The organism is Holdemania filiformis (assembly GCF_003459085.1).
In the GTDB taxonomy this organism is placed as follows: Bacteria; Bacillota_I; Bacilli_A; order Erysipelotrichales; family Erysipelotrichaceae; genus Holdemania; species Holdemania filiformis.
Map to the genome: position 1 here is coordinate 19,431 of NZ_QRUP01000006.1, position 23,805 is coordinate 43,235.

21 protein-coding genes, 1 tRNA gene and 1 CRISPR repeat array are annotated in these 23,805 nt (G+C 50.1%); of the genes, 1 reads left to right on the plus strand and 21 read right to left on the minus strand.

Features of this window, described 5'->3' with window-relative positions; all coding sequences use genetic code 11:
- From DWY25_RS06245 to rimO, 11 genes are all read right to left on the minus strand, one after another.
- Nucleotides 1-741 carry a sigma-E processing peptidase SpoIIGA gene (locus DWY25_RS06245; protein ID WP_117894515.1) on the minus strand — a complete coding sequence of 247 codons (741 nt, stop codon included), beginning with the start codon at nucleotides 739-741 and terminating at the stop codon, nucleotides 1-3.
- A 286-nt stretch (nucleotides 742-1,027) separates the two neighbouring features.
- Complete coding sequence (locus DWY25_RS06250) at nucleotides 1,028-1,582, minus strand: VanZ family protein (protein WP_117894516.1); 555 nt, start codon at nucleotides 1,580-1,582, stop codon at nucleotides 1,028-1,030.
- Between the two features lie 160 nt (nucleotides 1,583-1,742).
- A complete protein-coding gene (gene hpf, locus DWY25_RS06255; RefSeq protein WP_117894517.1) occupies nucleotides 1,743-2,279 on the minus strand; it encodes a ribosome hibernation-promoting factor, HPF/YfiA family in 537 nt (178 codons plus the stop codon).
- A gap of 134 nt (nucleotides 2,280-2,413) precedes the next feature.
- Nucleotides 2,414-3,355 (minus strand): dipeptidase, encoded by a 942-nt coding sequence (locus DWY25_RS06260; protein WP_117894518.1) that lies wholly within the window; start codon nucleotides 3,353-3,355, stop codon nucleotides 2,414-2,416.
- Nucleotides 3,342-4,886, minus strand: coding sequence for a DUF2779 domain-containing protein (locus DWY25_RS06265; protein WP_244925941.1), 1,545 nt, complete (start codon nucleotides 4,884-4,886; stop codon nucleotides 3,342-3,344). The genes DWY25_RS06260 and DWY25_RS06265 overlap by 14 nt, the downstream gene beginning before the upstream one ends.
- Before the next feature lie 222 nt (nucleotides 4,887-5,108).
- A CRISPR array of direct repeats spans nucleotides 5,109-5,798; the repeat unit is 32 nt; unit sequence ATTTCAATCCACGCAAGCATGTAGCTTGCGAC.
- 156 nt (nucleotides 5,799-5,954) lie between these two features.
- Nucleotides 5,955-7,670: a DUF2075 domain-containing protein gene (locus tag DWY25_RS06270; protein ID WP_117894519.1), complete on the minus strand. Its 1,716-nt coding sequence runs from the start codon at nucleotides 7,668-7,670 to the stop codon at nucleotides 5,955-5,957.
- A 13-nt stretch (nucleotides 7,671-7,683) separates the two neighbouring features.
- Entirely contained in the window at nucleotides 7,684-7,998 is a 315-nt protein-coding gene (locus DWY25_RS06275; RefSeq protein ID WP_117894520.1) for a nucleotide pyrophosphohydrolase, read from the minus strand.
- 120 nt (nucleotides 7,999-8,118) lie between these two features.
- Nucleotides 8,119-9,357, minus strand: a complete 1,239-nt coding sequence (locus DWY25_RS06280; protein ID WP_117894521.1) for an aminopeptidase — start codon at nucleotides 9,355-9,357, stop codon at nucleotides 8,119-8,121.
- 23 nt (nucleotides 9,358-9,380) lie between these two features.
- Nucleotides 9,381-10,280 carry an ROK family protein gene (locus tag DWY25_RS06285; protein ID WP_117894522.1) on the minus strand — a complete coding sequence of 300 codons (900 nt, stop codon included), beginning with the start codon at nucleotides 10,278-10,280 and terminating at the stop codon, nucleotides 9,381-9,383.
- A 304-nt stretch (nucleotides 10,281-10,584) separates the two neighbouring features.
- Nucleotides 10,585-11,958 (minus strand): alpha/beta hydrolase, encoded by a 1,374-nt coding sequence (locus DWY25_RS06290; RefSeq protein ID WP_181981722.1) that lies wholly within the window; start codon nucleotides 11,956-11,958, stop codon nucleotides 10,585-10,587.
- Nucleotides 11,959-12,343: 385 nt separating this feature from the next.
- On the minus strand, nucleotides 12,344-13,666 hold the full coding sequence (gene rimO, locus DWY25_RS06295) for a 30S ribosomal protein S12 methylthiotransferase RimO (RefSeq protein ID WP_117894524.1): 1,323 nt from the start codon (nucleotides 13,664-13,666) through the stop codon (nucleotides 12,344-12,346).
- A gap of 231 nt (nucleotides 13,667-13,897) precedes the next feature.
- Here rimO and DWY25_RS06300 point away from each other — a divergent pair, with 231 nt between their 5' ends.
- Nucleotides 13,898-14,242, plus strand: a complete 345-nt coding sequence (locus DWY25_RS06300; protein ID WP_181981723.1) for a nucleoside triphosphate pyrophosphohydrolase — start codon at nucleotides 13,898-13,900, stop codon at nucleotides 14,240-14,242.
- Nucleotides 14,243-14,328: 86 nt separating this feature from the next.
- Here DWY25_RS06300 and DWY25_RS06305 read toward each other — a convergent pair.
- The 10 genes from DWY25_RS06305 to DWY25_RS06350 all read right to left on the minus strand — a co-directional run bounded on the left by DWY25_RS06305 (nucleotide 14,329) and on the right by DWY25_RS06350 (nucleotide 23,790).
- A tRNA-Pro gene (locus DWY25_RS06305) sits at nucleotides 14,329-14,405 on the minus strand.
- Nucleotides 14,406-14,518: 113 nt separating this feature from the next.
- Complete coding sequence (locus DWY25_RS06310; protein ID WP_181981724.1) at nucleotides 14,519-15,331, minus strand: PHP domain-containing protein; 813 nt, start codon at nucleotides 15,329-15,331, stop codon at nucleotides 14,519-14,521.
- A gap of 171 nt (nucleotides 15,332-15,502) precedes the next feature.
- Nucleotides 15,503-15,946: a type II 3-dehydroquinate dehydratase gene (gene aroQ / locus DWY25_RS06315; RefSeq protein WP_117894527.1), complete on the minus strand. Its 444-nt coding sequence runs from the start codon at nucleotides 15,944-15,946 to the stop codon at nucleotides 15,503-15,505.
- A 10-nt stretch (nucleotides 15,947-15,956) separates the two neighbouring features.
- A complete protein-coding gene (locus tag DWY25_RS06320; protein WP_117894528.1) occupies nucleotides 15,957-16,805 on the minus strand; it encodes a prephenate dehydrogenase in 849 nt (282 codons plus the stop codon).
- A gap of 1 nt (nucleotide 16,806) precedes the next feature.
- Nucleotides 16,807-18,075 (minus strand): 3-phosphoshikimate 1-carboxyvinyltransferase, encoded by a 1,269-nt coding sequence (gene aroA, locus DWY25_RS06325; protein ID WP_117894529.1) that lies wholly within the window; start codon nucleotides 18,073-18,075, stop codon nucleotides 16,807-16,809.
- Nucleotides 18,075-19,091, minus strand: a complete 1,017-nt coding sequence (aroF, locus tag DWY25_RS06330) for a 3-deoxy-7-phosphoheptulonate synthase (RefSeq protein WP_117894530.1) — start codon at nucleotides 19,089-19,091, stop codon at nucleotides 18,075-18,077. The genes aroA and aroF overlap by 1 nt, the downstream gene beginning before the upstream one ends.
- Nucleotides 19,092-19,281: 190 nt before the next feature.
- Nucleotides 19,282-20,541, minus strand: coding sequence for a shikimate kinase (locus tag DWY25_RS06335; RefSeq protein WP_117894531.1), 1,260 nt, complete (start codon nucleotides 20,539-20,541; stop codon nucleotides 19,282-19,284).
- Nucleotides 20,526-21,650, minus strand: coding sequence for a chorismate synthase (aroC, locus tag DWY25_RS06340; protein WP_117894532.1), 1,125 nt, complete (start codon nucleotides 21,648-21,650; stop codon nucleotides 20,526-20,528). The genes DWY25_RS06335 and aroC overlap by 16 nt, the downstream gene beginning before the upstream one ends.
- Nucleotides 21,651-21,754: 104 nt before the next feature.
- Nucleotides 21,755-22,759 carry a 3-dehydroquinate synthase gene (gene aroB, locus DWY25_RS06345; protein WP_006058641.1) on the minus strand — a complete coding sequence of 335 codons (1,005 nt, stop codon included), beginning with the start codon at nucleotides 22,757-22,759 and terminating at the stop codon, nucleotides 21,755-21,757.
- Between the two features lie 305 nt (nucleotides 22,760-23,064).
- Nucleotides 23,065-23,790, minus strand: coding sequence for a prepilin-type N-terminal cleavage/methylation domain-containing protein (locus tag DWY25_RS06350; protein WP_117894533.1), 726 nt, complete (start codon nucleotides 23,788-23,790; stop codon nucleotides 23,065-23,067).
- Nucleotides 23,791-23,805 lie beyond the last annotated feature (15 nt).

Consider the following 23,805-nt stretch of genomic DNA (forward strand, 5'->3'; position numbering starts at 1 on the left):
CTATCTGTGACCTGTAAACAGCGTGACGTTCAGCAACGTATCGTAACCGCAGCCGTCCAGTGCTTCACTGAACGCCAGCCAGACCGGCTGAACGCATCCGCCCTGGATCTGCAGCGAAGCGCTGATCGCCGCCACATCCCGTACACCCGCAACGGTTTCCACCGGCAGCGGCTGGACCGGAGCCCAGTTCAGCCGGCCTTTGATTTCCCGGGTACAGAAAATCAGCGGGCGGCCTTCGATGACGGCGCTGTTGCCGGAATCCAGATAACCGGAGAGCGCCAGTTCGCAATCCCCCGCCTGCAGCGTCACCGGATACAAAAACGCGGTTTCCGCTAACCCCTGGCCCAGTTTCCGCTGGAGGATAAAATCCCACATTAACAGAAACCCGGCGGCGATCGTCCATTGCCAGCACGAAACAGGCAGAAACAACTGGAAATGCACAAGCGATCCCCGCCACAGCTTCATCAATCCGAATTCGAGCAGAAACCGCAGGCCCCAGGCAAAAGCCGCTGCCTGAAGTCCGAATGAGAAAACGGTCAGGACGCTGATCAGTTCGATCAGGGCGCAAACCCAGATTGCATCGTCAAACCAGCACAAACAAGCGGCCAGCGGCGCCAGCGGACACAACATCAGTATTCTTCTCAGCCGGACCGGACGCCGGCACAGCCACGCCGAGGTCAGCCAGACTGAACCGTTCAGGATTGTTCCGAGAATCACGGTTACTTCCACATAACTGTTCACGCTTTTCTCCTTTCTCTACGTTCTATGATAGAAAAAGCGGCGGGCAGTTTTTGTCGTTTTGCACGCCGGTTCTGTGAAAGTTCATGTTCGATTCCCGCACCGTTCAGGAAACTTTCAGCGATATTCGTCATTTTCAAAGCATGAATAAAAGACGGTAATTAACAACGCGATATGCACTCCGCACAAAGCCTCATTCCAGATCTGAGTCGCTATACCTGTATGAGCTTTAGTTTCGCTTCAGCCTGAGCCCTTTCTCAAACAAGCTTATGCAACGTTATTGTCATGTTTACTCTGAAAAATCTTTCAGTAATTTCTCACGCCCCCGTTGTGTGCGCCGCACCGCGCAAAAGATCAGCCAGCCTAAAATTCCGCCCAGCGTATTCATAATCAGATCGTCGATATCGGCGGAACGGCCGATAAAGAATTGCAGGATTTCAATCGTCAGGGAATATCCCGTCAGTGAAAGCAGGCAGGGGCGCAGCGGACGGAACTTCGGAAAGCAAACAGGCGTCAGAAATCCCAGGGGAACAAACATGACAATGTTGAGCAATAATTGTTCGATCATCCGGGCAAATCCCATTTGATACGTTTCCTGAATCCAGACAAAAGGAACAACGTTGATCAAATGCACCGGCGGATGAAATGCTGCGGGGCCTAATATAAGAAGGTCAACCCCCACTGTTGCGAAGAATACCAGAAGCGCATAGGAAGCCCATACCCAGATCAATCCTTTGCGCAGCTTTGTCAGATTCTTACGCCGGCGAATACCGCGCGTCAGAAATCCAGCGATCAGGCAGGACAGCGGCAGGCCGATTATCGTCATTCCAATGACCATTCCCATAGTTCTCAAATCCCTTCTATAAACATAGTTTTAGGATTTTAGTATACCCTGAAAATCAAGACGTGAAATGACGGACAGCTTGCATAGAAAGTGACAGTTTATTCACTTACGGCTATCGTAAAGTCAAAAAAAAGGAACGGCGCTCACCGTTCCCTGTAATTTATTCTTCGTCTTCCGTTTCCAGCAGGCCATAGCCTCCGCTGTTGCGCTTGTAAACAACGGCGATGCTGTCGGTTTCTTCATCAGTATAGATGAAGAAGGAATGACCGAGCATTTCCATCCGCATGATCGCTTCTTCAAGATCCATGCGCTGTGCTTTGACCGTCTTGGTTCTGACTGCGATATCGCCCTGGTCCAGCTTAACATTGTCCTGTTCGACAAAGCTCAGCGCCAGTTTTTCACGATGACGGCGGGACAGGCGGGTTTTCTGACGGCGAACCTGATCTTCCAGCTTATCGATCGCTAAATCAATCGCCGCATATAAATCTTCATGTTCAACTTCTGTTCTCAAGATTCCGACTTTGGTAGGGATCGTGACTTCAATTTTCTGTGTGAGAGGATAAGTGCGGACAACAACACGGGCTCTTGTTTCAGGATCGATTAACAGATATTTGTCCAAAAAGGATAATTTTCTTTCGATCTTCTGCCTCATTGCTTCCGTGATGCTGACATTTTTTCCGACAATCTCAAATTTCATGGATAATTCCTCCTTTGATGTACCTTTAGTATAAGCGGATTCAAAGAAAAAAATCAGTCTTTAAACGTCGGCGCTTTCGTGGTATACTGAAAGCGTAAGGGCTGATTTCTGTAAATCAGCCCTTTTTTATCATTTTATTGTTTCAAGGTCTGTCGTAAGACCCGCAGCGCGTTATCATAACCGATTGCCTGACACTCGTCTTCCGAGAATCCCTGAGCCCGCAGACCCTGGATCAGATTCTGCGCTTGAAGCGCGCTGGTCAGATTCGTGCCCATCGACGTCGCATGATCCTCGAAGAAATCCATGAAATCAAAGCCGACGGCCAGATGTTCCACGCCGACCAGATCGGCAATGTGACGGCCGTGCGCCGCCAGATGCAGAGCATCCTGATGTTCAGGATTGGAATCAATGAAGTTCCTCGCGGCATTCAAGCCGATCACACCGCCCTTTGCAGCGATTGCCATGATCTGTTGATCGGTCAGGTTGCGGTGTACCTCACACAGCGCGCGGGTGTTGGAATGAGTGGCGATTAACGGACCACGGACCACTTCCACCATATCCCAGAACGTTTTCTCATTGGTATGCGATACGTCGAGAATCATCCCTAGCTCATCCATTTTTCGAACAGCCTTGCGGCCTTCCTCGGTTAATCCGCGGGTAACCGTACCCTTCACGCCGGTTGCCAGTGCGTTTTCATCATTCCAGCACAACGAAGCGATGCGCACGCCCTGATCATAGAGCCACTGAATTTTTTCCTCGGCCTGATCCCGGATTCCGCACATGCCCTCGACGGTCATCACAACCTGCGGCTTGCCGGATTCTTCCAGATCAGCTTTGGATTTTATCCAGGTCACGGCATCCAGGTTTTCTTCAATTTCCTGGCGGGCGGCGAGCACCATTTTCTGCATCCGACCCCAGTCCTCCGAGCCTTCAAAATAACTGGCGATCCCAACGCCGAGCACTTCGCCCTTTATCAGCTTCGGCAAATGTTCTTCCCTCAATACATGGGTTCTTCCTTGTTCGTGCTTACGCAGAATATCCCAGCCAATATCGGCGTGCAAATCAAAAATTCTCATCTTCAATCCCCTTTCCGGCGGCGATCGCCGCTTCTTGATGTTGATGCCGGACTTCCCATTCCGCCAGCTTCTTTTTCAATCCGTTCATAACGATAATCATGGAATAGGTGTCCAATCCGCAGTATTGAAGCAGATGATCGCGAATCGCCTGGTGATCGGACTGATCGTTATTTTGATCGAGATTCCGCCATTGGACGACGGCGTCCATGCCTTGATGGATGTCGAGATCCTGATAAGTCAGGTTTTCATCAAACAGCGGCAGCAGTGTTTTCAAAGAATAATAGCCGCGCATCCGCGTGTCGTAGAATAGACCCGCCTGGAAGGGAAAGGCCAAATCAACCATGCGGGCATGGATCTTCATCAACGGTTTCGCGCGTTCCGGAAAGCGGGCGGCCAGCTCCTGAAGCCGGATCTTTTCCGCGCCTTCGGCATTGTAGGCGATCACGCTGCCCTTTGGCGGCAGATCTTGAAGCAGCTTTTCGACAAAGTCTTTCCGGCAGTCGTGCACACCGATAAACTCGCGATGGGTCAGCGTCCCGTCCGCTTCTAAAATATGCAGCGAATACTGAAAGGGTAACACTTGATAACTGCGCATTCCCTCATAAGGTGGCACAGCATAGGTTTCCCACTCAAAGTCGAGGAAGCAGTATGGGTATTGCAAAGCACCGTCAAGCCAGATTTTCAAACCGAAATAGTCAATGTAACAGCCGCCGTTCTGAGCGGCTTTGATCTGAGCGAATTGTTGGCGGGTTCCTTCAATCCGGTCCGGGTCAGCGTCCTGCAGCGTTAACCGGCCTTCCGCTGCCATCTGATTTTTATATTGAGATGAAACAAGGGTCAGGATTGAATCAGGCTCGAGTTCTTTTTCTTCCGGGAAGCATCGTTCATAGTAAACGCATTTGTTACGGCGCGTACAGCGGTTAGTTTTCACTGATTCAGGTTCTTCCAGCTCAAGCATCCGCTCCATTTCGTCAAGCATAGGCTGAACTTCAATTTTCTGCTTTTCGATTGCTTCTGAAAGTCTTCGGGCCGGACGGCCGGCTTCGTTATAAAACCGATCGGAAATGATGAAGAGTTCCTGGGGATCTAATTCTTTCCCCCGAATATAATCGGGATTGAGATGGATCACATAAAGTGAGTTCACCGCAAAACCAAGGTTTTCCAGCACCCAGGCGCTTAGCATATAATTGAATGCTTCGTCTTCTTTAGGCAGATGGCCGCCATACAGAAAATAGACTTCCCAGCCGGCATCTGTTTTGTGGAGAAAGGGAATTTTGACACGCAGCTGATGGAATTCAAAGCGGGCGGAAACCAGCCATTCTGATTCTTCCAGCGCCGCCATAGCCCGCTGCGGATCATCACCGCGAACTCCCTGAAAATATTCCTTAATTCCTAATTTCTGGCAGGCCAGCGCCGTTAAATCCTCATCCATCCTGACATAGGGAGAGAATGGCGGTGTCGGTTCTTTTTTAGAAAGCCAGAAATATTTCTGACATCGTTTAAATTTTTTACAATCGGAAGTATGAAACATGTATAATCACCTTTTTGATTATACCATTCCCCTCCGTGCAATCCAAGAAAAGTTGGATAAATCCCAGGTTTTCACAGATTTATTTCATTCTGGAATTTTCTTGGGAATTCAATCATTTAAGAGATGAGCTTATACATGTTTAAAATTTGCTTAAACGCCCAATCAACAGTAAAAAAGCACAGCTCCTCAAGCATGCTTTTTCTACTACAACACAATAATAATGTTTCAATTCATGCAAGCATGTAGCTTGCGACGCTTTGACCCATATGATATGGCCGCCTATTGTAAATTTCAATCCACGCAAGCATGTAGCTTGCGACGGGATCTACGATGACCTCAATTCCAAAATCGAAATTTCAATCCACGCAAGCATGTAGCTTGCGACGACTTATTAGCTGGGACGACGAAGCAATGATTATATTTCAATCCACGCAAGCATGTAGCTTGCGACATGCAAATTTACCCAATCAATGCAATTAGCTGTATTTCAATCCACGCAAACATGTAGCTTGCGACGAATTTTGAGCAACACCGCCAAGCTCTGATGGAATTTCAATCCACGCAAGCATGTAGCTTGCGACTACGTTCAGGTCATAGTTCATTTCGCGCAGCACCATTTCAATCCACGCAAGCATGTAGCTTGCGACCACGGTCGAAAAGTTTACAGCGACTGCTTATGCTATTTCAATCCACGCAAGCATGTAGCTTGCGACGCGTTATTTATATGGCTTGCGCCCCGGCCGCGATGATTTCAATCCACGCAAGCATGTAGCTTGCGACTGACTTGAGTCGTTTTGGAGCGAAAATTTTAAAAATTTCAATCCACGCAAGCATGTAGCTTGCGACGTTTGATTCAAAGCACGAAGCAAGCCGATACGCCATTTCAATCCACGCAAGCGTGTAGCTTGCGACTACAAAAAAGTAACATTATGCTAATTGGATGTATCTTTAAAAAGAATCTATCATCAGATTAGTAGAAATCCTGCCCTTTTACCATACTATTTTACTATAATCTAAACAATTTTACAAAGTCCCCGGTGCGAACCTCCCAGGGATTTCATGTTCACTTCAGGTTCGCACCGCATCCGCAGAAGCTATCCAAGTTTTAAAATAATTTCTCAATGCAGGATCACAAACGTAAACATAAGTTCCCCTAATGGCTCTCGTTAGTAAAACCTTATAGATATTAAGAATATATTTTTTCAAAATTTCTTCATCATGAATCGCGGCTTTACCAAAGCGATCAAAATATTGATCCGAATGAACTACAATTTGCTGCGCTTGCTCATCATACCCCAGCTCCGGACCAATGATCACTCCCGCATAGTTAAGATCATAACCCTGAACCGTATGAATACACCCAACTTCATTAATGGCGTTCGCTGAATTAACCCAGTCTTCATTGACTGAATTCCAAATAAACCGCTCATCTTCAATCTCAATATCATAAAGCTGCTGATCACGAATCTGATCCAAAGAATGATTCTGTGTTTTCCATTTCCAGGCATATCCTGCCACCAGGCGACACAAACCCACTTCTTTCTCCTTTTGCTTCAGCACTGCCTTTAAATCCCGGATGTGATCGTACAAAAGAAATTCATAATTTTTAAATTCCTTTTTCTTTGGATTTCCATATTCATATAATATATTCTCGATATAGGCAATATAATCTTGTCCGGCCGCGACACGCATTTGTGATGTTAAGAAATATTCTTCGGTATTTTGTTTCTGAACCAGATTCTGAAACACGGACTGATCGATATCCGTTGGTTTTATCGACTGTGTGTCATCGTAGAATAAAATCTGATAATCGCTGCAGCGCTGAATCCAGTCCAGTTCATTTCCGTCAGTTAATCCCAAACTCGCATTAATCCGGTCAAAAACTTTGTGGTGTCCAGGCATGATATTTTTCTTCTGACGAAGCCGGTGCGCCTCATCCACAATCAGCACATCATAATGCGATTTAATCACGTCTGAAGGTCCAATTACCATGGAAGACCGAAGACCTTGGACTTGCCTGAATACTTTTTTCAATGTTTTCCGCAGCGAAGTCATTGGGATGACCAGACCAATTTTTAAGCTTCTGACATTTTTTAAATAATACAAGCTTTGAAATGAAAACTCATCTTCTGCTTCTTCTATCTCCTCCTCCATATCGTTATGTTCAGCCATGATATCTGACATCAATTTCATCAAATAAACAGCCAGCACAGTTTTTCCGGTTCCCGCACCGCCATGCACTAAAAACACAGCTTCTTCGCTTTTGCGCAAATGCTGAAGCAAGGAATCAAACAAGCTTTCAGCAGTTTTATATTGATCATCTGTTAATGATTTATAGGGAGAAAACTTAAACAGATCGCTGTTCTCAATCTGTATCTGATTGTGCTGCGCAATCCCCTGCTTGATCAGCAGCCGCCATATTTCCTCAAATTTTTCTTTATACCTGTCTTTTTGATAATAATTATAATCCCGGATACCGGCATTTCCATTTTGAAGTCTGAACTGGCCATCAGCCGACAGATATTTAATTAATGAAGCCTCGATATCCGTTGTTGCGGATTTATTAAACTGTTTGTCCATGATCACTCTGAGCTGATCCAACCGGCGGCGGTCGGCGTTGCGGATATGCTGCTGCAGCCGATGGGCAATATTGATCGTTTCCCCGACATAGGCTTCATTTTTGCCTGACAGAATATAAACTGAAGGGTATTGAATTGCCTGAGTGATGCCTTTAGCCGCTGTCAGGGCCTGCTCGTTAAATGGAATTGTTTTGATTCTGACCATTCAGGTTTCCTCCTTACAGCTGATCGTATTTGGTGCTTTTTCCCTTAGCCTTTTCAACCGGATACTTTTTTCGATTCTGTTCAAGCTTCTGCAGGATGATCGTTTCGGCGTCCACACCGAGTTTATCACTCATCAACAAGCAATAATTCATGACATCCGCCAGTTCTTCGCAGACCTTCTGATGATCATAATCCGATCCCCACTGAAAACATTCCAACAGCTCGCCAGCCTCGATTGCGATCGACTTGGCCAGATTCTCAGGACTGTGAAATTGATCCCAGTCACGTTCCTCATTAAATTTAATAATTTCTGTCAATGCCTTTTTCATACATCCACCTCAATGTTTCCAGTATATCACGGATATTGTCCCCTTGAATATCCCAGATCTGTCTTTTCTTGTGAAAAAGGACGCCGCCAGGCAACGTCCTTTCTCATATTCAACACGTCTTTATTCAATACAAAACTGGCCGTCGCGAAAGAAAACAACTTCGGAACCGTCCGCATGCACGCCGGTGATCTGCATGTCGTCGCTGCCGAACATGAAATCGACATGAACCATTGAGAAATTACAGCCCTTCGCCTTCATTTCCTCTTCGCTCATCGACTGCGAGCCTTCCATATTCATCGGGTAAGCCCGGCCCAAAGCCAGATGACAGCTGGCGTTTTCGTCAAACAAGGTATTGTAGAACAAAATCCCGGACTGCGAGATTGGCGTATCGACGTCGATCAGCGCGACTTCTCCGAGATAGGCGCTGCCTTCGTCAAACTGGATCAGACTGGCCAAAGCATCTTCTTCTTCCTCGGCATGCCAGCGCACCGCTTTGCCCTCCTCAAATTCGATCCAAAAATTCTGAATCAACTTTCCCTGATAGCTAAGCGGCTTTGTCGCCTGAACTTTGCCGCGCACCCCGGTTCTTTTCGGCATCGTAAAATTTTCCTCAGTCGGCATATTGGGATTAAAGACCACGCCGCTTTGCGATTTTTCACAGCCGCCTTCCCAGAGATGGCCCTCGGCCAGCTCTACAATAAGATCTGTACCTTTCTGATTCTTAAAATGCAGCGCCGCAAACCGCTGGCGGTTCAGCCAGTCGTTGCGCTCAGACAACTGCCGGTTATGTTTTTCCCACAACGGGATCGGATCTTGTTGATCCTGAATCCGGACAGAAGCCAGGATCGCATCCCACAGCTTTTCCACCGCGGTGTCCGGCTGTTCCTGCGGAAAGACTTTCAGCGCCCATTCCGGATTTGGAATTGCGACGATCGACCACTGACCGAGATTGGCCATCGTGTAGTTCTGGAATTTTTCCAATGCTTTGCGACGCGCGGTGACGACCTGCTGGACCTTCTTTTGATCGACATCCTTCATGATACCCGGGATGCTCGAGTCAATATGCAGAATGCAGTATCCGCGGTCGACAAATTCCTGTTCCCGCGCCGTCAGCCAGTCTGGAACCCGCTGCAGCACAGGCGTTTCCGCGTACTGATAGTCCAGCTTGGTGATCTGATCATCGAGCCACTGTACAATGACCTCGCCCGCTCCGGCACGATAGCCTTCCTCGACGCACATTCTGACAAACGGTGCTGAATCAACCTGCGCCTTAATTACCAGCAGCTGTCCTTTCTGAACATTGACGCCCAGCCGAACTGCCAGTTCGGCATATTGCCGCAGGCATTTTTCTGAAACCAAGGTTATTCCTTCTTTCTATGATGTTAGTTTCCGTGGGAGATCGGCAGCATCGCCGCGCCGATGATTCCTGGTTCTTCCAGCTTTGCCACTTCAAACAAGGTATCGCGCATCGGCACATGGACCAGATTTTTGAAATTAGCGACAACTTTATCCAGGAATACATCCTTGGACTGCATCATGCCGCCGCCGATCACAAACATCCAAGGGTCGGCAACATGGGCGATGACCGAGAACATTACGGCCAGATCGTAGGCCATATCGTCAACGACAGCCTGGGCCTGCGGATTGCCCTGCTTCGCCAAATCAAATACATCGCCGGCATGGCGGATCTGATCGCCGAACAGCGCTTTGCCCTTGCGGGTAATCGCGACGCCGCTGGCTTCGTTCTCCACCGCGCCGATGTTCAAATGATTGATTTTCTCACGATTGCGGTCAATGATGATATTCGCAATTTCCCCGGCATGACCATGCTTGCCGCTGACAACCTTACCGTCGACGACTAATGCCCCGCCGATGCCGGTAGAAATCGTAACGTAATAGACGACGGGCAGGCCCTTTCCAGCACCGACCAGCGCTTCCGCCAGACCGGCGACATTAGCGTCGTTATCGACGTAGGCCGGCATGTTGAAATTTTGCGTCAGCTCCGCGGCAATCGGATAAAGCTCAAACCCCGGCAGATTCGTTGCCATCAACATTTTTCCGTTGATCGTATCGACCGGTCCCGGCACGCCCACGCCGATCCCCTCGCATTCAGTATACCCCGGAATCTCCCGGATCATTTCCATCATGTTGTCCATAACTCTGCGCGGTCCTTCCTGCGCCAGCGACGGCCGTTTTACTTCAGCTAAAACAATCCCGTCACGCGTCACTTTGGCAACGCGGACGTTCGTTCCCCCTAAATCAATTCCTAAATATGTTTTCATACTCTAGGTCCTCCTTATGTTTAATTATATCGAAAGCTGCAAGGGGTTACAACCAAAGACCGCCCGGAAACCATGGAATTTCACGCTGGGTTTCAAAAGGACTTCGATCATGAAATGGATGAACGATCTTTCTCAGCGGTCAACTGGCTTTAAGCAAAACAAAAAGCGGAGCTTACCGGATTCCGAAAGCCGCGGTCATCCCGGGCAGTCTGATCAGTGAATCTCCGCTTCATTTTACATAGCTTCCAGTTTTACAAACCTTCAAACGTCCTGAATCTGCTTTCAATTCAGAAGTCTTAGGATCTTATTTCTGCGCGTGGATGAAGGCGGCAATATCATCCGTCACCCGCGGATCGACGACCGCTTTCTGCATGTAATAGGTGTTTGGATTGGCGTCGAAGTCGCCCGGCATCATCAGATGCGACAGCCCGGAATAGCTGTGGAATGTCCAGTTAGCCTTTTCGCCATAAGCCGCTTTCCACGTTTCAAATTCCTGCAGCGGCACCTGATAATCTTCCTCACCCTGCAGCACTAACACCGGTTTGGTGATCGTTTCCGCGGTTTTGACCGGATCATAGGACAACAGATCTTTCCAATAGGCCGGATAGGCGCCGACCACCGCTTCATCTTCCGGCAAAGAGTCCAGCTGCTGCAGCTTGTCCAGCTCGGCCATCATCGCTTCCATCGACGCTTTTTCCTGATCTGTATTCATGAACTGCGCCAAATGCTCATACTGCATCCTCATTAAGGAAGCCAGATCCGTTACCGGTGCGGCCATCATGATATAGCCCGCTGCCTCCGGAGTTTCCGCCGCGATCCGCGGCATGCATAAGCCGCCTAAGCTGTGGCCCAGAACATAAATCGCTGACGAATCAATTTCCGGCTGTTTGGCAATCAGACCGACGATATCCGCAGCGTCCTGAATCGTTTCCTGTTCCACTGTAAACTGTGTGTCCCCGGCGCATTCAGCGCCATAAACAAAGGTCCGTTTGTCATAGCGGACGGTCGCGATGCCCTGCTCGGCCAGCCGGTAGGCGATATCCTGGAACACGGTATTGCCATACAGGGTTTCGTTGCGGTCATTCGGTCCTGAGCCATGCACCAGAATAATAACAGGCGCTGGCTGATCGCCTTGGGGCAGCGTTAAGGTGGCAGGCAAATCCTTGCCATCCCGCATTGTCAGCGTCAGCTCCTGCTCCGCAGCTCCTTCCGGCAGCGTCAGCGCCGCGACGTTGCTTGGTTCAACATATTCGGAGAAGTTTACGCCCGCGATCTGATCCTGATCGTCAAACACGACGTTCACGCACAGGTTCTGATTTTCAAACAGCACCGGAACCTGAACGATGATATAGCCGCCTTGCTGGATTTCATTGGCGGTCTGTATTTCTTTTAATGCCCCCAGCTGCTTCAGCGAAGGTTCCAGCGAAGCCTGCAGCTGCGAGGATGCCTTCTGCATCTGTTCATCATAGGCAAATCCCTGCAGCAGCTTGTCAAAATCCCCGGCTCCCAGTGTTTCCACATACACTTTGGCGATCTCCTCCCGGCTGCCCGTCACCTTATCCTGAACGTCTGTTCTCGGTTGATTGCTTTCGGCGGGAGCTGGCGTTTTCTGACAGCCGCTCAAGACAACCGACAACAGTAAAAGTCCGATAAATCCTTTTTTGATTGATTTGTTCATTTCTGTTTTCCTTTCTGATCTCAACATTTAGATGTTGATCTAAATGTATTATAGGAGCGTCTTCCATCTTTGTCAATTCTTATTTTTCTTCTTTTAATCACAGCGAAGGCTGTCACGATATCTCTTTCCCCCGCTTGTCTCCGCCTTACTTTGACTTATTTCTCACTCAAACTCAAATGGAATTCAACCCGACTGAGATTGAATACTTAATTCTCTAAAAACCCCCAGACTCCCGCCGCTGATTTTCTCATTTTTTATGATTTCTAAAAAAGCCCCGGCTGACAAAAACGTCAGCCGGAGCTTCCATGATCTCCATTTATTCATGACAGGAAGAATGAATTCTCCCCAACAGCGATAAATAGATTGTTAGATCGTAAAGTGTCAGTTAAGCCGCAATTTCCTCAGCGTCTAAAACATCAATTCCAATTAAATCGTGATGCTTCGCCTTAGTAACCTTCACCCAGGCGAAGGTGCCCGGCTGATAGTGATGCGAGCTTTTAAATTTGATCAGCCCATCGATACCGTCGGGCGCGCTGTGAATGCCGCGGCCATGGTAATAGCCGGTTAATCCATCCTGATTTTCGACGAGCACTTCCAGTGTCTTGCCGATCAACGCTTCGCCGTTTTCCTGTGCAATCTGATTTTGCACTGTCATTAAGCGTTCCAGCCGTTCATCCATAATTTCCTGGGAAATCTGTCCATCCATGGTATAGGCCGGCGTATCCTCTTCGTTGGAAAAGGTGAAGGCACCAAGCCGGTCCCAGCGCACTTCCTTGATGAAGTTGATCAACATCTGGAAGTCTTCTTCCGTCTCCTGCGGGAAACCGACGATCATCGTCGTCCGCAGCACCGGCATATCGTAATTCGCTCGAATCAGCTTGACCGTCCGCAGGATACTTTCCACGCTGCCGCGGCGATTCATCAGCTTCAGCATTTTATCGCTGCCATGCTGAACTGGAATATCGAAATACGGAATAACCTTTTTCAGATCCTTAATCCCTGTGACAAACTCATCGTCAATCTCATCCGGATACAGGTAAAGAACACGAATCCAGTGCAATCCGTCAATCGCATTCAGCTCTGTCAGCAGATCCCAGATCCGCCGGCGGCCATAGAGATCAGTTCCATAACGGGAGGTATCCTGCGCGATGACGACGAGTTCCTTAACCCCTTCCGAAGCCAGCTGCTTCGCTTCGGCAACCAGATCCTCAATCGGAAAGGAAACATAACCGCCGCGGATTCCCGGAATTGCACAATAGGAACAGCGGTTGTCGCAGCCCTCGGCGATTTTCAGATAGGCTGTCCACGGCTTGGTCGAAACCAACCGGGTGTTTTTCCCATAGCCATCCAGCACCTTTTCACCTAAGACCCGGGTCAGAATCTGTCCCATCTTCGGATAATCACTGATCGTTAAAAAACAATCGACCTCCGGCATTTCCGCTTCCAGATCGGCTTTGTAGCGCTGGGCCAGACAGCCGGCAACGATCAGTTTCCGGCAATTCTCATTCTTATATTCTGCCATTTCCAGGATCGTGTTGATCGCTTCCTCCTTGGCCGGCTCAATAAATCCGCAGGTATTGACGATAATCGCTTCCGCTTCGTGAACGTCGCTGACAATTTCATGCCCGGACTGCCGCAGCAGGCCCATCATTCGCTCGCTGTCGACTAAATTCTTGCAGCAGCCTAAAGATACTACTCCTATTTTCATATTCAATTCCTTTCTTTTCGTATATTTTTACTTGATAGAGATCGCTGACATTATAACACAAAAGCCTGGAATTGCCATTTCCAGATTGTACCCATAACTGTGATCTCCAGCAGGAAATCCGTTAAAGCCCTTACCTTCTTTTTCAGTTGAACCCTTCCTTTCCAATCAGAATGGAAATTGTCCATGCTTCGTAATTCTGATATAATCAAGTTTAGAATGGAGCGTGATTCCATGCGTAAAATTTATAATAAGCTTGTCCGCGACCGCATTCCGGCGATCATTCAATCCGAATGCCGCGATTGCCAGACGCGGCGTTTAACGTCAGCGGAATATCAGACCGAACTCAAAGCCAAGCTGGTCGAGGAAGCCCGGGAAGTTCAGGAAGCCTCCGATCGAGAAGCACTCATTGAAGAATTGGCCGACCTGAGCGAAGTTTTGGACGCGATGATGGATTTCTTTGAAATTGACGCGACCGAAATTCAAGCCGTTAAAGACGCGAAGGCGCAGACCCGCGGCCGTTTTAAAGACCGGATTTTCTTAGAGTTTACCGAAGATGAAGATGAACCTTCAGCATGAAAATGAACGTTTCTTTCGCAGGTTAAATCCGTCATCCCCATCCGCGGAGATAAACAAAAACGGCTTTTCAGCCGTTGTTTTTAAAATGGTCGGGATGACAGGATTTGAACCTGCGACCCCTTCGTCCCGAACGAAGTGCACTACCAAGCTGTGCTACATCCCGATACCTTTTATATTATATGCTAATTTCAAATTTTTGCAAGACTTTTTTCTAGGTTCTGGTAAAAAGTTCGTTTTCTGTCGTTTTTTAGCCTGCGCTCAACGACAACCATCGACTCATATCCGATCCTTTAAAACCAGCTGAGCGATGGGAGTTTCCAGCTGGCCGATCTGCGTTGTTTCAAAGCTGCCATGACAATCCGCGCCGGCAGTCATCATCAGATCCCGCTCACGGCAATAATTCACGCAAATCTGAGTTGTACCGGCGTCATGCGACGGGTACCAACATTCAATCCCGTCCAGTCCCTCCGCCATGACCGCGGGCAAGACTTCCGACAACTTCGCCGCTGGAATCACTTTGCCGGGATGGGCCAGAATCGCTTTTCCTTTCGCAGCCTGAATCTGCCGGACAACCTCCCTGACCGGCGGAAAGCCAACGCAGCAATAATCATGATGATAGCGGGCATACATCAAAAAGCCCTGCTTAAAATCGGCCACGAGATCTTTCGCCGCAAAGTAATGCAGCGCCTTCCAGCCGCCTAAGCGCCGGTCATAGGAAAACTGACGATATTCGTCAAGACTGACCGGTTCCCCGGCATGTTCCATCTTTTCGATCAACAACTCGTTCACCCGTTCCAGCCGCAGCCGGTTCGCTTCCACAAACTCCTGAAACTGCCCATTCTCTAAATCGACACCATAGCCCAGAATGTGAAAATTGATTCCGAAGTCCTGGGCGTCCAGCTCAACCCCGGACAGACAACGAATTCCGGTTCCCCGCGTCTTTTGAAGGCACTCCCGGCTTCCCGCCAACTGATTATGATCCGTGACGGCAATCAGGCTGACCTGCCGGGCCCGGGCTTGTTCGACGATTTCATCCACGGTCATCGTTCCGTCGGAATACCACGAATGAATGTGCAGATCAGCGTACATCGTTATCCCTCTCCTTCCGCAGTTCATCCGCTGAAAACCGCGGTTCTGCCTGGCGTCCTTCTCTGCCTGCTGGCTGACGTCCTGATTCTTTCATTATAAACGATGACGGACAGGCCGGCCAGTCTGAAATAAAAAAACAGCCCGAGTTCTTCCCTGAGCTGTATTTCACCCTTATCTTTTTGCAAGGTGCTGAATCAGCGCATCCATCGCCATCACATAGCCATAATCCTCGAATCCGCACAGCTGGCCGAGGCAAGCCGGCGCGGTTTTCGATTCATGCCGGAAGCTTTCGCGTGCATGAACGTTGGAAAAATGAACCTCGACGGCCGGAATCGGCGCAATGCTTTTGATTGCGTCATGCAGCGCGTAACTGGTATGCGTATAGGCTCCCGGATTGATGATCAGCCCGTCCATGTGCTCGAAATAACACCGCTGGATCGCATCGATCATCTCACCCTCGACGTTGCTTTGAAAAACCTCGACCTCGATCCCGCGCTGCTTAGCTTCCGCGGCGATCATCGCCGTGATTTCGGTATAATTGCGCGCGCCGTAGACGCCTTGTTCGCGAATTCCGGTCATGTTGATATTCGGGCCGTTGACCACTAAAAATTTCATTTTCTCCCCCTCACTTGTCAAAGCATTTCCGCCGCTGCGTCGACTGGCGGAACAGCCGTTTCATTTCCTCGGTATCCTCGTTTTCCAGCACACTGCGGAAATGGGCCAGCTCCGCGGCGAACTCGTCAATTTCACGAACGAGATTCGCCTTGTTCATTAAGAACAATTCCGTCCATAACGATTCATTAATCTTCGCGATCCGCGTCAGATCGCGGAAGGAGTCGCCGGTATAGTCCACCAGATGGGTGTTGTCGCTGGTATTCATCAGCGTCACCGCGATCACATGCGTCAGCTGGCTGAGAAACCCGACCATTTTATCATGTTCAGCCGGACTGAGCGTGGCAATGTGCCGGAAGTTCAACGTTTCCGCCAGTGCTTTCACCCACGCGATCCCCTCCGGCGTATTGGCGGACGTCGGCGTGATGATAAAATTCGCCGGCTCAAAGATCGAACAATCGGCATACTGCACGCCGCTGACCTCCCGGCCCGCCATCGGATGACTGGCGATGAATTCCACATCCGGCCGCAATTTTCCCTGTACCTGCGCTACGATTCGTTCCTTGACGCCGGTCACATCGGTGATCCGGGTTCCCGGGGCAAAGCTGTCCTGGTATTGATCGATCCACTCCAAAAGGGCCTGCGGATACAATCCGAACACAACGCTGTCCGCCTGGCGGACCAGTGCTTCATCAAAACCGACAGCGCCTTCGTCAATCCAGCCTTGCTTTAAAGCGTAGGCGATGCTTTCCGGATTGAGGTCCAGTGCACTGACATGGAAGCCTTTGCGCTTCAATCCCTGGGCATAGCTTCCGCCCAGCAAACCCAGACCGACGATCAGAAAATGCGATTCCTCCTGCATGTTATTTCTCCTTTACTTCGATTCCCAGCGAGCGCAGATCCCGGAAAAACCCCGGATACGACTTGGCGATCGCTTCTGCGCCTTCAATGGTCACCGGAGCGTCCGCCATCGTCGCGCCGATCGCCAGCGCCATCACGATCCGATGATCTTTATGACCGTCCAAGGTGACGCCGCCCTTCCAGGCTGTCGGTCCCTGAATCCAGACTTCACCCTCGCTTGAATGAATCGGCACCCCGACCTTGCGCAGCTCGGTTTCCATCGCTTCTATTCTATCACTTTCTTTATACCGCAGGCGAGCGGCATTGATCATTTTTGTTTCTCCCTGCGCGAAGCTGGCCAACACCATCAGAATTGGTCCAAGATCCGGACAGTTCTGCATATCCAGTTCGCATCCGGACAGGGAAGATGGATAAACGATCACTTCTTTATCCGTAACCTCTGTCTTTCCGCCCATCTTACGGACAAAGTCCAGGATCTGACGGTCGCCCTGACGGGAATCCGGCCGCAGGCCCTGACAATGAACCTCATGGTTAACGCATCCCAGCGCGGCATAGAAACCAAGCTGGGAATAATCGGATTCAACGGTCGTTTCACAGGCTTGATACCGCTGGCCGCCGGGAATCCGCAGCGTCAGCTCGTCTTCAAAATAAGCATGAACGCCGAAATCCTGAAGCATCTGCAATGTCAGCTCCACATACGAACGCGACTCAAACGGCGGTTCAATATGCAGCGTAGAATCCTCCTTGCGGCAGGCCAGCGCAAACAACAGACCGGAAATGAACTGTGAGCTGATGTCGCCGCGCAGCGTGATGTCCCCCGGCTGCAGCGCACCTTCAATTTCAATCCATTCCGCGGTTTGCGAGTAATGGAATCCCTGTGCCTCAAACAGCTGTTGGTAGACCGTCTGGGGCCGCTGCAGCAGGCGGTTCTGTCCGGTAAAACGAACCCGCTTGCCGGTCAGCGAGAAAATCGGGATAAAAAAGCGCAGCGTGGAGCCGGATTCCTTGCAGAAAATTTCCTCGCTTTGCAGCTGATTAAAATCGGGAATGCCCTGCACCCGCACATCGCTGCCTTCCAACTCAATGTGCGCGCCCAGCTTGCGCATTCCGTCGATCGTCGTCAGGATATCGTCGGAATAATCGACGTGATGAATCAGACTTTCACCTTGTGCCAAAGCGGCGCAGATGATCGCCCGATGGGCCATCGACTTGCTCGGCGGAATCGCCACCGTCGTCTGGGTGCAGCGTCCCGGGATGATCGTCGCCTGCATTACAGCGATCTCCCGACCACCTGGGCAATTGTGCGGCCCTTTTCGATCAGGGAGGCGAACTTCGCCGGCTTCAGCGATTGCGCCCCATCGCTCCACGCACATTCCGGACAAGCATGGACTTCAATAATCAGACCATCCGCTCCGGCTGCGATCGCCGCTAAGGACATCGCTTCCACCAGCTTCCAATCCCCGGTCGCGTGCGACGGGTCGATGATGATCGGCAGATGCGTGCGTTCCTTGATGATCGGGACAACACTCAGATCCAGCGTGTTGCGCGTGTATTTCTCAAATGTCCGGATGCCGCGTTCGCACAGGATCACATTCTTGTTGCCGCCGGCCATGATGTACTCCGCCGCCATGATCCACTCCTCAATCGTGTTCGCCAGCCCGCGCTTCAACAGCACCGGCTTGTCAATCTTGCCCAGCGCTTTCAACAGATCGAAGTTCTGCATGTTGCGCGCTCCGACCTGAATCAGATCGACATGCTCGACAAATTCGTCGATCTTATCCGCGCTCATCAATTCGCTGACGATCGGCAGACCGGTCTTTTCCCGCGCCTTGACCATCGCAAGAATGCCTTCGGTGCCCATTCCCTGGAAAGCGTAAGGTGAGGTTCTCGGCTTGTACGCGCCGCCTCGTAACATCACGCCGCCGGCATCTTTGACCTGCTGAGCGATGTCACAGATCATTTCCTCCCCTTCGACCGAGCAGGGACCGCCGATCACAACGATCTTCTCCTGACCGCCGACCTTGACGCCGCTGACATCGATCACCGAGTCCTGCGGATGAAACATCCGGTTGGCCAGTTTGTACGGAGCCGCAATCCGAGTGACGTCCTCCACCCATTCGTTCGCCATAATCCGCCGCTCATCCAGCTTCGCCGTATCACCAACCAATCCGAAAACATTGTAATTCGCGCCGGAGATCATGTTGACCTGAACGCCTTGTTTTTCAAAGTTTTGGATCAGCCGGTCGATTTCCGGCTGCGGTGTGTTCTTTTTTAATGTGATAATCATGGTTTTATTCCCCCTGTTTTTTCAATCTGCGCTCGTTTTCTTGACCGAATACGATGCTGTCTTTCCATGTCATGATTCTTATCCTGTTCGTGTAACGGCTGTTGCGTTTTCTCCGTTACTTCCGTCCAGACTTGTTCTTAGTCCTTCCTTATTCCTTTTCAGGATGGATCCTCACTGTTCTTAACTTATTTTAATCAATCAGTCCCGTTGTTTCCGTCAGCCAGTCCTGCCATAACCGGCGGGCGGTCTGATCGGCGCTGCCGTTGTTTTCAATCTGTTGGTCGCAGGCAGCCCGGTATAAATCAATCCGCTGGTCATAGAGCTGCCGCAGGGCTTCGCGGCTGGAGCTCAGCGGCCGGCTCGGATCGGTTTCCAGCTGATCCAAACTGCGGTCCAGGAAATAAACCTTGCCGCTCTGCCGCAGCCGTCTGACATTTTCCCAATCCTTGACGATCCCGCCGCCTGTGGCGATAATCTGCCCCGTCTGCAGCGTAACTTCCGCCAGGATTTCCGCTTCGATCTGACGGAACCGGGCTTCGCCTTGTTGGGCAAAGAAGTCCCGGATCGGCATGCCGATCCGCTCCACGATCCGCTGATCAATATCAACGGCCGGACGGCCGCTGATTTCCGCCAGTTTCCGGGCGATCGTGCTTTTGCCGCAGCCCGGCATCCCGATTAAGACGAGATTCATTTTCTCCCGCGCCAGTTCCGCCGTCATGCGCAGAATGGATTCCGGAGCGACAGGCTTGCCGATAAACGCTTCAATCGCCTCGGCGGCCTGCGCCGTTAACATGCTTAATCCCGTCGCTGTCCGGCAGCCGCGTTTCTGGGCTTCGACGATCAGGCGGGTGCGATGCGGATTGTAGATCACATCCGCGACACTTTCCAGCTGAGGGAAGCGATCCAGTTCCACGGGAAGGCCTTCCTGTGCTGGAAACATGCCGACCGGGCTGGTATTGACGATGACCTGCGCGCCGCTGTGATCGCGGTACGCTTCTTCGTAGGTCAGTGTTTCCGGCGACGGATTGCGTTTGACCTTAACGATCGCCGCCGCGCCTAAATCCTCCAGCACCGCCTGCACGGCCTGCGCCGCCCCGCCGTTACCTAACAGGATCACTTTCCGATCCTGAATTTCAATGCCTGCTTGTTCCAGCATGAACCGACAGCCGTAATAGTCGGTATTTTTACCGATCAGGCGGCCGTGATCATTGACAATTGTGTTGACGGCCCCGATCCGCCGTGCCCGTTCATCCAGTTCTTCTAAATAAGGAATCACAGCTTTCTTATAGGGGATCGTGACGTTCAGCGCCGCGAAATCCTTGTTTTTCATCCAGGCGTCCAAGTCCTGGGGAGCCACCTCAATCAGCTCGTAAGGATAGCCGCCCAGCGTTTCATGAATCCGTTGGGAATAGCTGTGTCCCAGATGTTCGCCGATCAATCCTCGCCGCATGGCCGTTCTCCTTCCCACCACAGAATGCCGAAGCGCTCAGTCAACAGATCTGCCAGCCCGAAAGCGATCAGACTGTCGACAACGACCCGCGCCCGATGCAGAATCGCCGGATCGTGCCGGCCTTCAATTTGCAGCGTCGTCGGTTCCCCGGTTTTCAGATTTACGCTGGGCTGCGGCTTGTAGATCGAAGGGGTCGGCTTAACGACCGTGCGGATGCGCAGCGGCATGCCGTTGGTAATCCCGCCGTTAATCCCGCCGTTATGATTGGTCAGAGTCCGGATATGTCCGTTGTTGATTGTGATGCCGTCGTTGGCTTCGCTGCCTCTTTTTGCGGCAAAGTCGAAACCATCGCCGAATTCCACGCCCTTCACGGCGCCGATGCTGAACAACAGATGCGCCAGCCGGCTCTCCACCGAATCAAAGAAGGGCTCACCCACTCCGGCCGGCATCCCGATCACCGCGCTTTCCAGAATCCCGCCCATCGAGTCGCCCTGAGCCTGTGCCTGTTCGATCCGCTGCTGGATGGCTGTCCGCGTTGAATCGCTCAGACATGCCAGATATTGATCCTCTAAGCTCAGCAGCTGCGCCCGCAGTTCTGCTTCCTCGTCCGCAAACGGCGCGTCCGTTAATTCCTGCATCTGCGCGACATGCGTTCCGACCTCGATGCCTTTCGCTTTCAGCATCTGAAGGAAAATGGCGCCCGCCGCCACTAACGGCGCGGTGATCCGGCCTGAGAAATGACCGCCCCCGCGGTAATCCTGATAGCCTAAATATTTAATCTCCGCCGTGTAATCGGCATGCGAAGGGCGCGGAATATATCTTGTTTTCGAATAATCCTTGCTTCGCATATTTTCGTTGCGGATAAGAATGCACAGCGGTGTGCCCGTCGTCCGGCCTTCAAAGACGCCGCTGACGATTTCCGGAACGTCCGCTTCCTGCCGCTGAGTCGATATTTTGCCTTTGGGTTTGCGTTTCTCCATCTGCTTGCCCATCCAGGCTTCGTCGATGCGGATGCCCGAAGGCAGACCCTGAATCACGACACCGATCGCTTCACCGTGGCTCTCGCCGAACAGCGACAGCTCAATACACTGTCCAATCGCACTTTTCATCGTTTGATCTCCTTGTTTTTTCTGGCTTTTTGTTATTTTTCCTTGTACTGTTGACCGCAGAACGGCTTGTCTTCCCTGCGTTCTTTTTGAAAAGAACTTTTCGATTACAAATATTCTTTGATCTTCTCCGTCGGGATATCTTTTAAATACGCTTCGCCGATCTTCCGCAGCAGCACGATCGTTAACGTTCCGCCGTCGATCTTCTTGTCTTTGGTGATAAAGTCGTAAACCTGTTGGCGGTCGTAGTCGATATCTTCTTTCAGATTCAGCCGCTGATAAATCGGATGCAGGCGTTCGCGGATCGTTTCATCTTTGATCATTTTCATCATGCCCAGCGCAACCGCTTCGCCATGGTACACGTCGTGCAGATGGTAATAGCTCTCGATGCCGTGGCCGATCGTATGTCCGAAATTCAGGATTCGGCGAACACCGATTTCCCGTTCGTCGATTTCCACGACCTTCTTTTTCATCATCAGTGATTTGTATAAGATCTTCTCGATGTGCTCCATCGGATCGTCCGTTTCAAACAACTCAAATAACGATTCGTCGCGGATTAAACCGGCTTTCAGTGCCTCGGCCAGACCGTTGTTGATATGCCGCTGCGGCAAAGTGGCCAGTACGTCCGGATCGATCAGCACCATTTTCGGCTGCCAGAACGCGCCGACGCAGTTCTTGATGCCGTCCAGATTGATCGCGACTTTCCCGCCGATGCTGCTGTCAATCTGTGACAGCGTCGTCGTCGGGATGTTGATAAACTCAATCCCCCGCATATACGTCGCGGCGACAAATCCGGACAGATCGCCGATCACCCCGCCGCCTAAAGCGACGATCAGATCTTTACGGGAAAACCGTTCTTTCAGCATCCGCCGCAGAATCTGTTGGTAGACTTCCATACTTTTAGCGCCTTCGCCCTGAATCACGCGTTCGACATAGCCCTGGCCGCATTGCGCCAACACGCGCTGGGCATATTCCTCCGGTACCCCCTCGTCCGTCACGATCATCACCTTCCGGTGACCTTCGAGATACTGTCCCACCTGATTCAGAAGTCCCCGCTGAATCAGAATCGGATAGCTTTTGTCTTTGAGATTGACTGTGATTTTTTTCATCATATTAACTTCTCCCCTCTCACACAACCTACAAAAAAACCGTACAGGCTTATCCTGCACGGTTCAGCATTTCTTTTCGCATTCCCCTTCAGAATTAGCCTGATTTCAAATCAAAACGGGCTAATGTCCAAAGTGAACCAGCCCTCTATCTAAAGGTAAAATAAAAGTAAGAAGAACTCGGATGTTCAATTTTTTCGCAAATATTTTTCAGCATACTCAACACCTCGATGTTTTTACTATATCACAATTCGATTGAAATGCAATCTTTTTCTGAAACTTCAGCTCTTTGTTACAACCTGGGAAACCGATTATTTCACAGATCCCAAATCCAGATAATTAAATTTAACGCCGCTTACTTCCTTCGACGTAATCTTTCCGGTAAAAGTAGTTCCTGAAGTATTGCCGATTGGATTCTGATTTTTATCGTATTCATAGACCACCCCTTGAACTGAATCTCCTACTTTCATATCCGAAATTCCATCAAAAATATATACGGAATACGTGCCATTGTTATTTTTCATAACAGTGAAATCAAAGTTATTGGCATTCAAACCGTATTTCTTCGCGATGGTCTGCTTAAATCCTTTTCCAAAATTCGGCCCTGTAGAGTCCAGCTGACCAGTTTTATTTGTATAAAAACCATTAACAGCCATTTCCAACATATCTTTGGAATAATTACCCAGAATCTGTTGTTCTGAACCGCCGTGATTGGAACAAGTGATTGAAAATTTACTTGGATCCACAGGATCAACTAAAACGTTGATTGTTCCGCCAGTGGGACATAATTTTTTATGGTCTCCTAATTTTTCGTCAATCGCTTTTTTGGCAGATTCCTCATTAAACGGTTTTTCACCTAAAGTATATTCCATAACCATGATTTTATACGCGTTGGCCTGATTGGCATGGCATACTGTGTCCGACGCCGTCTCGGTAAAACCTGTCAGTTTCGGTACCAGCATCAACATCAAAAGCACTAAAATCGCCACAACGACGATCAATTCAATTAATGTAAAACCCTTTTTCCGCCGTTTCATCGCTTATCCCTGCCT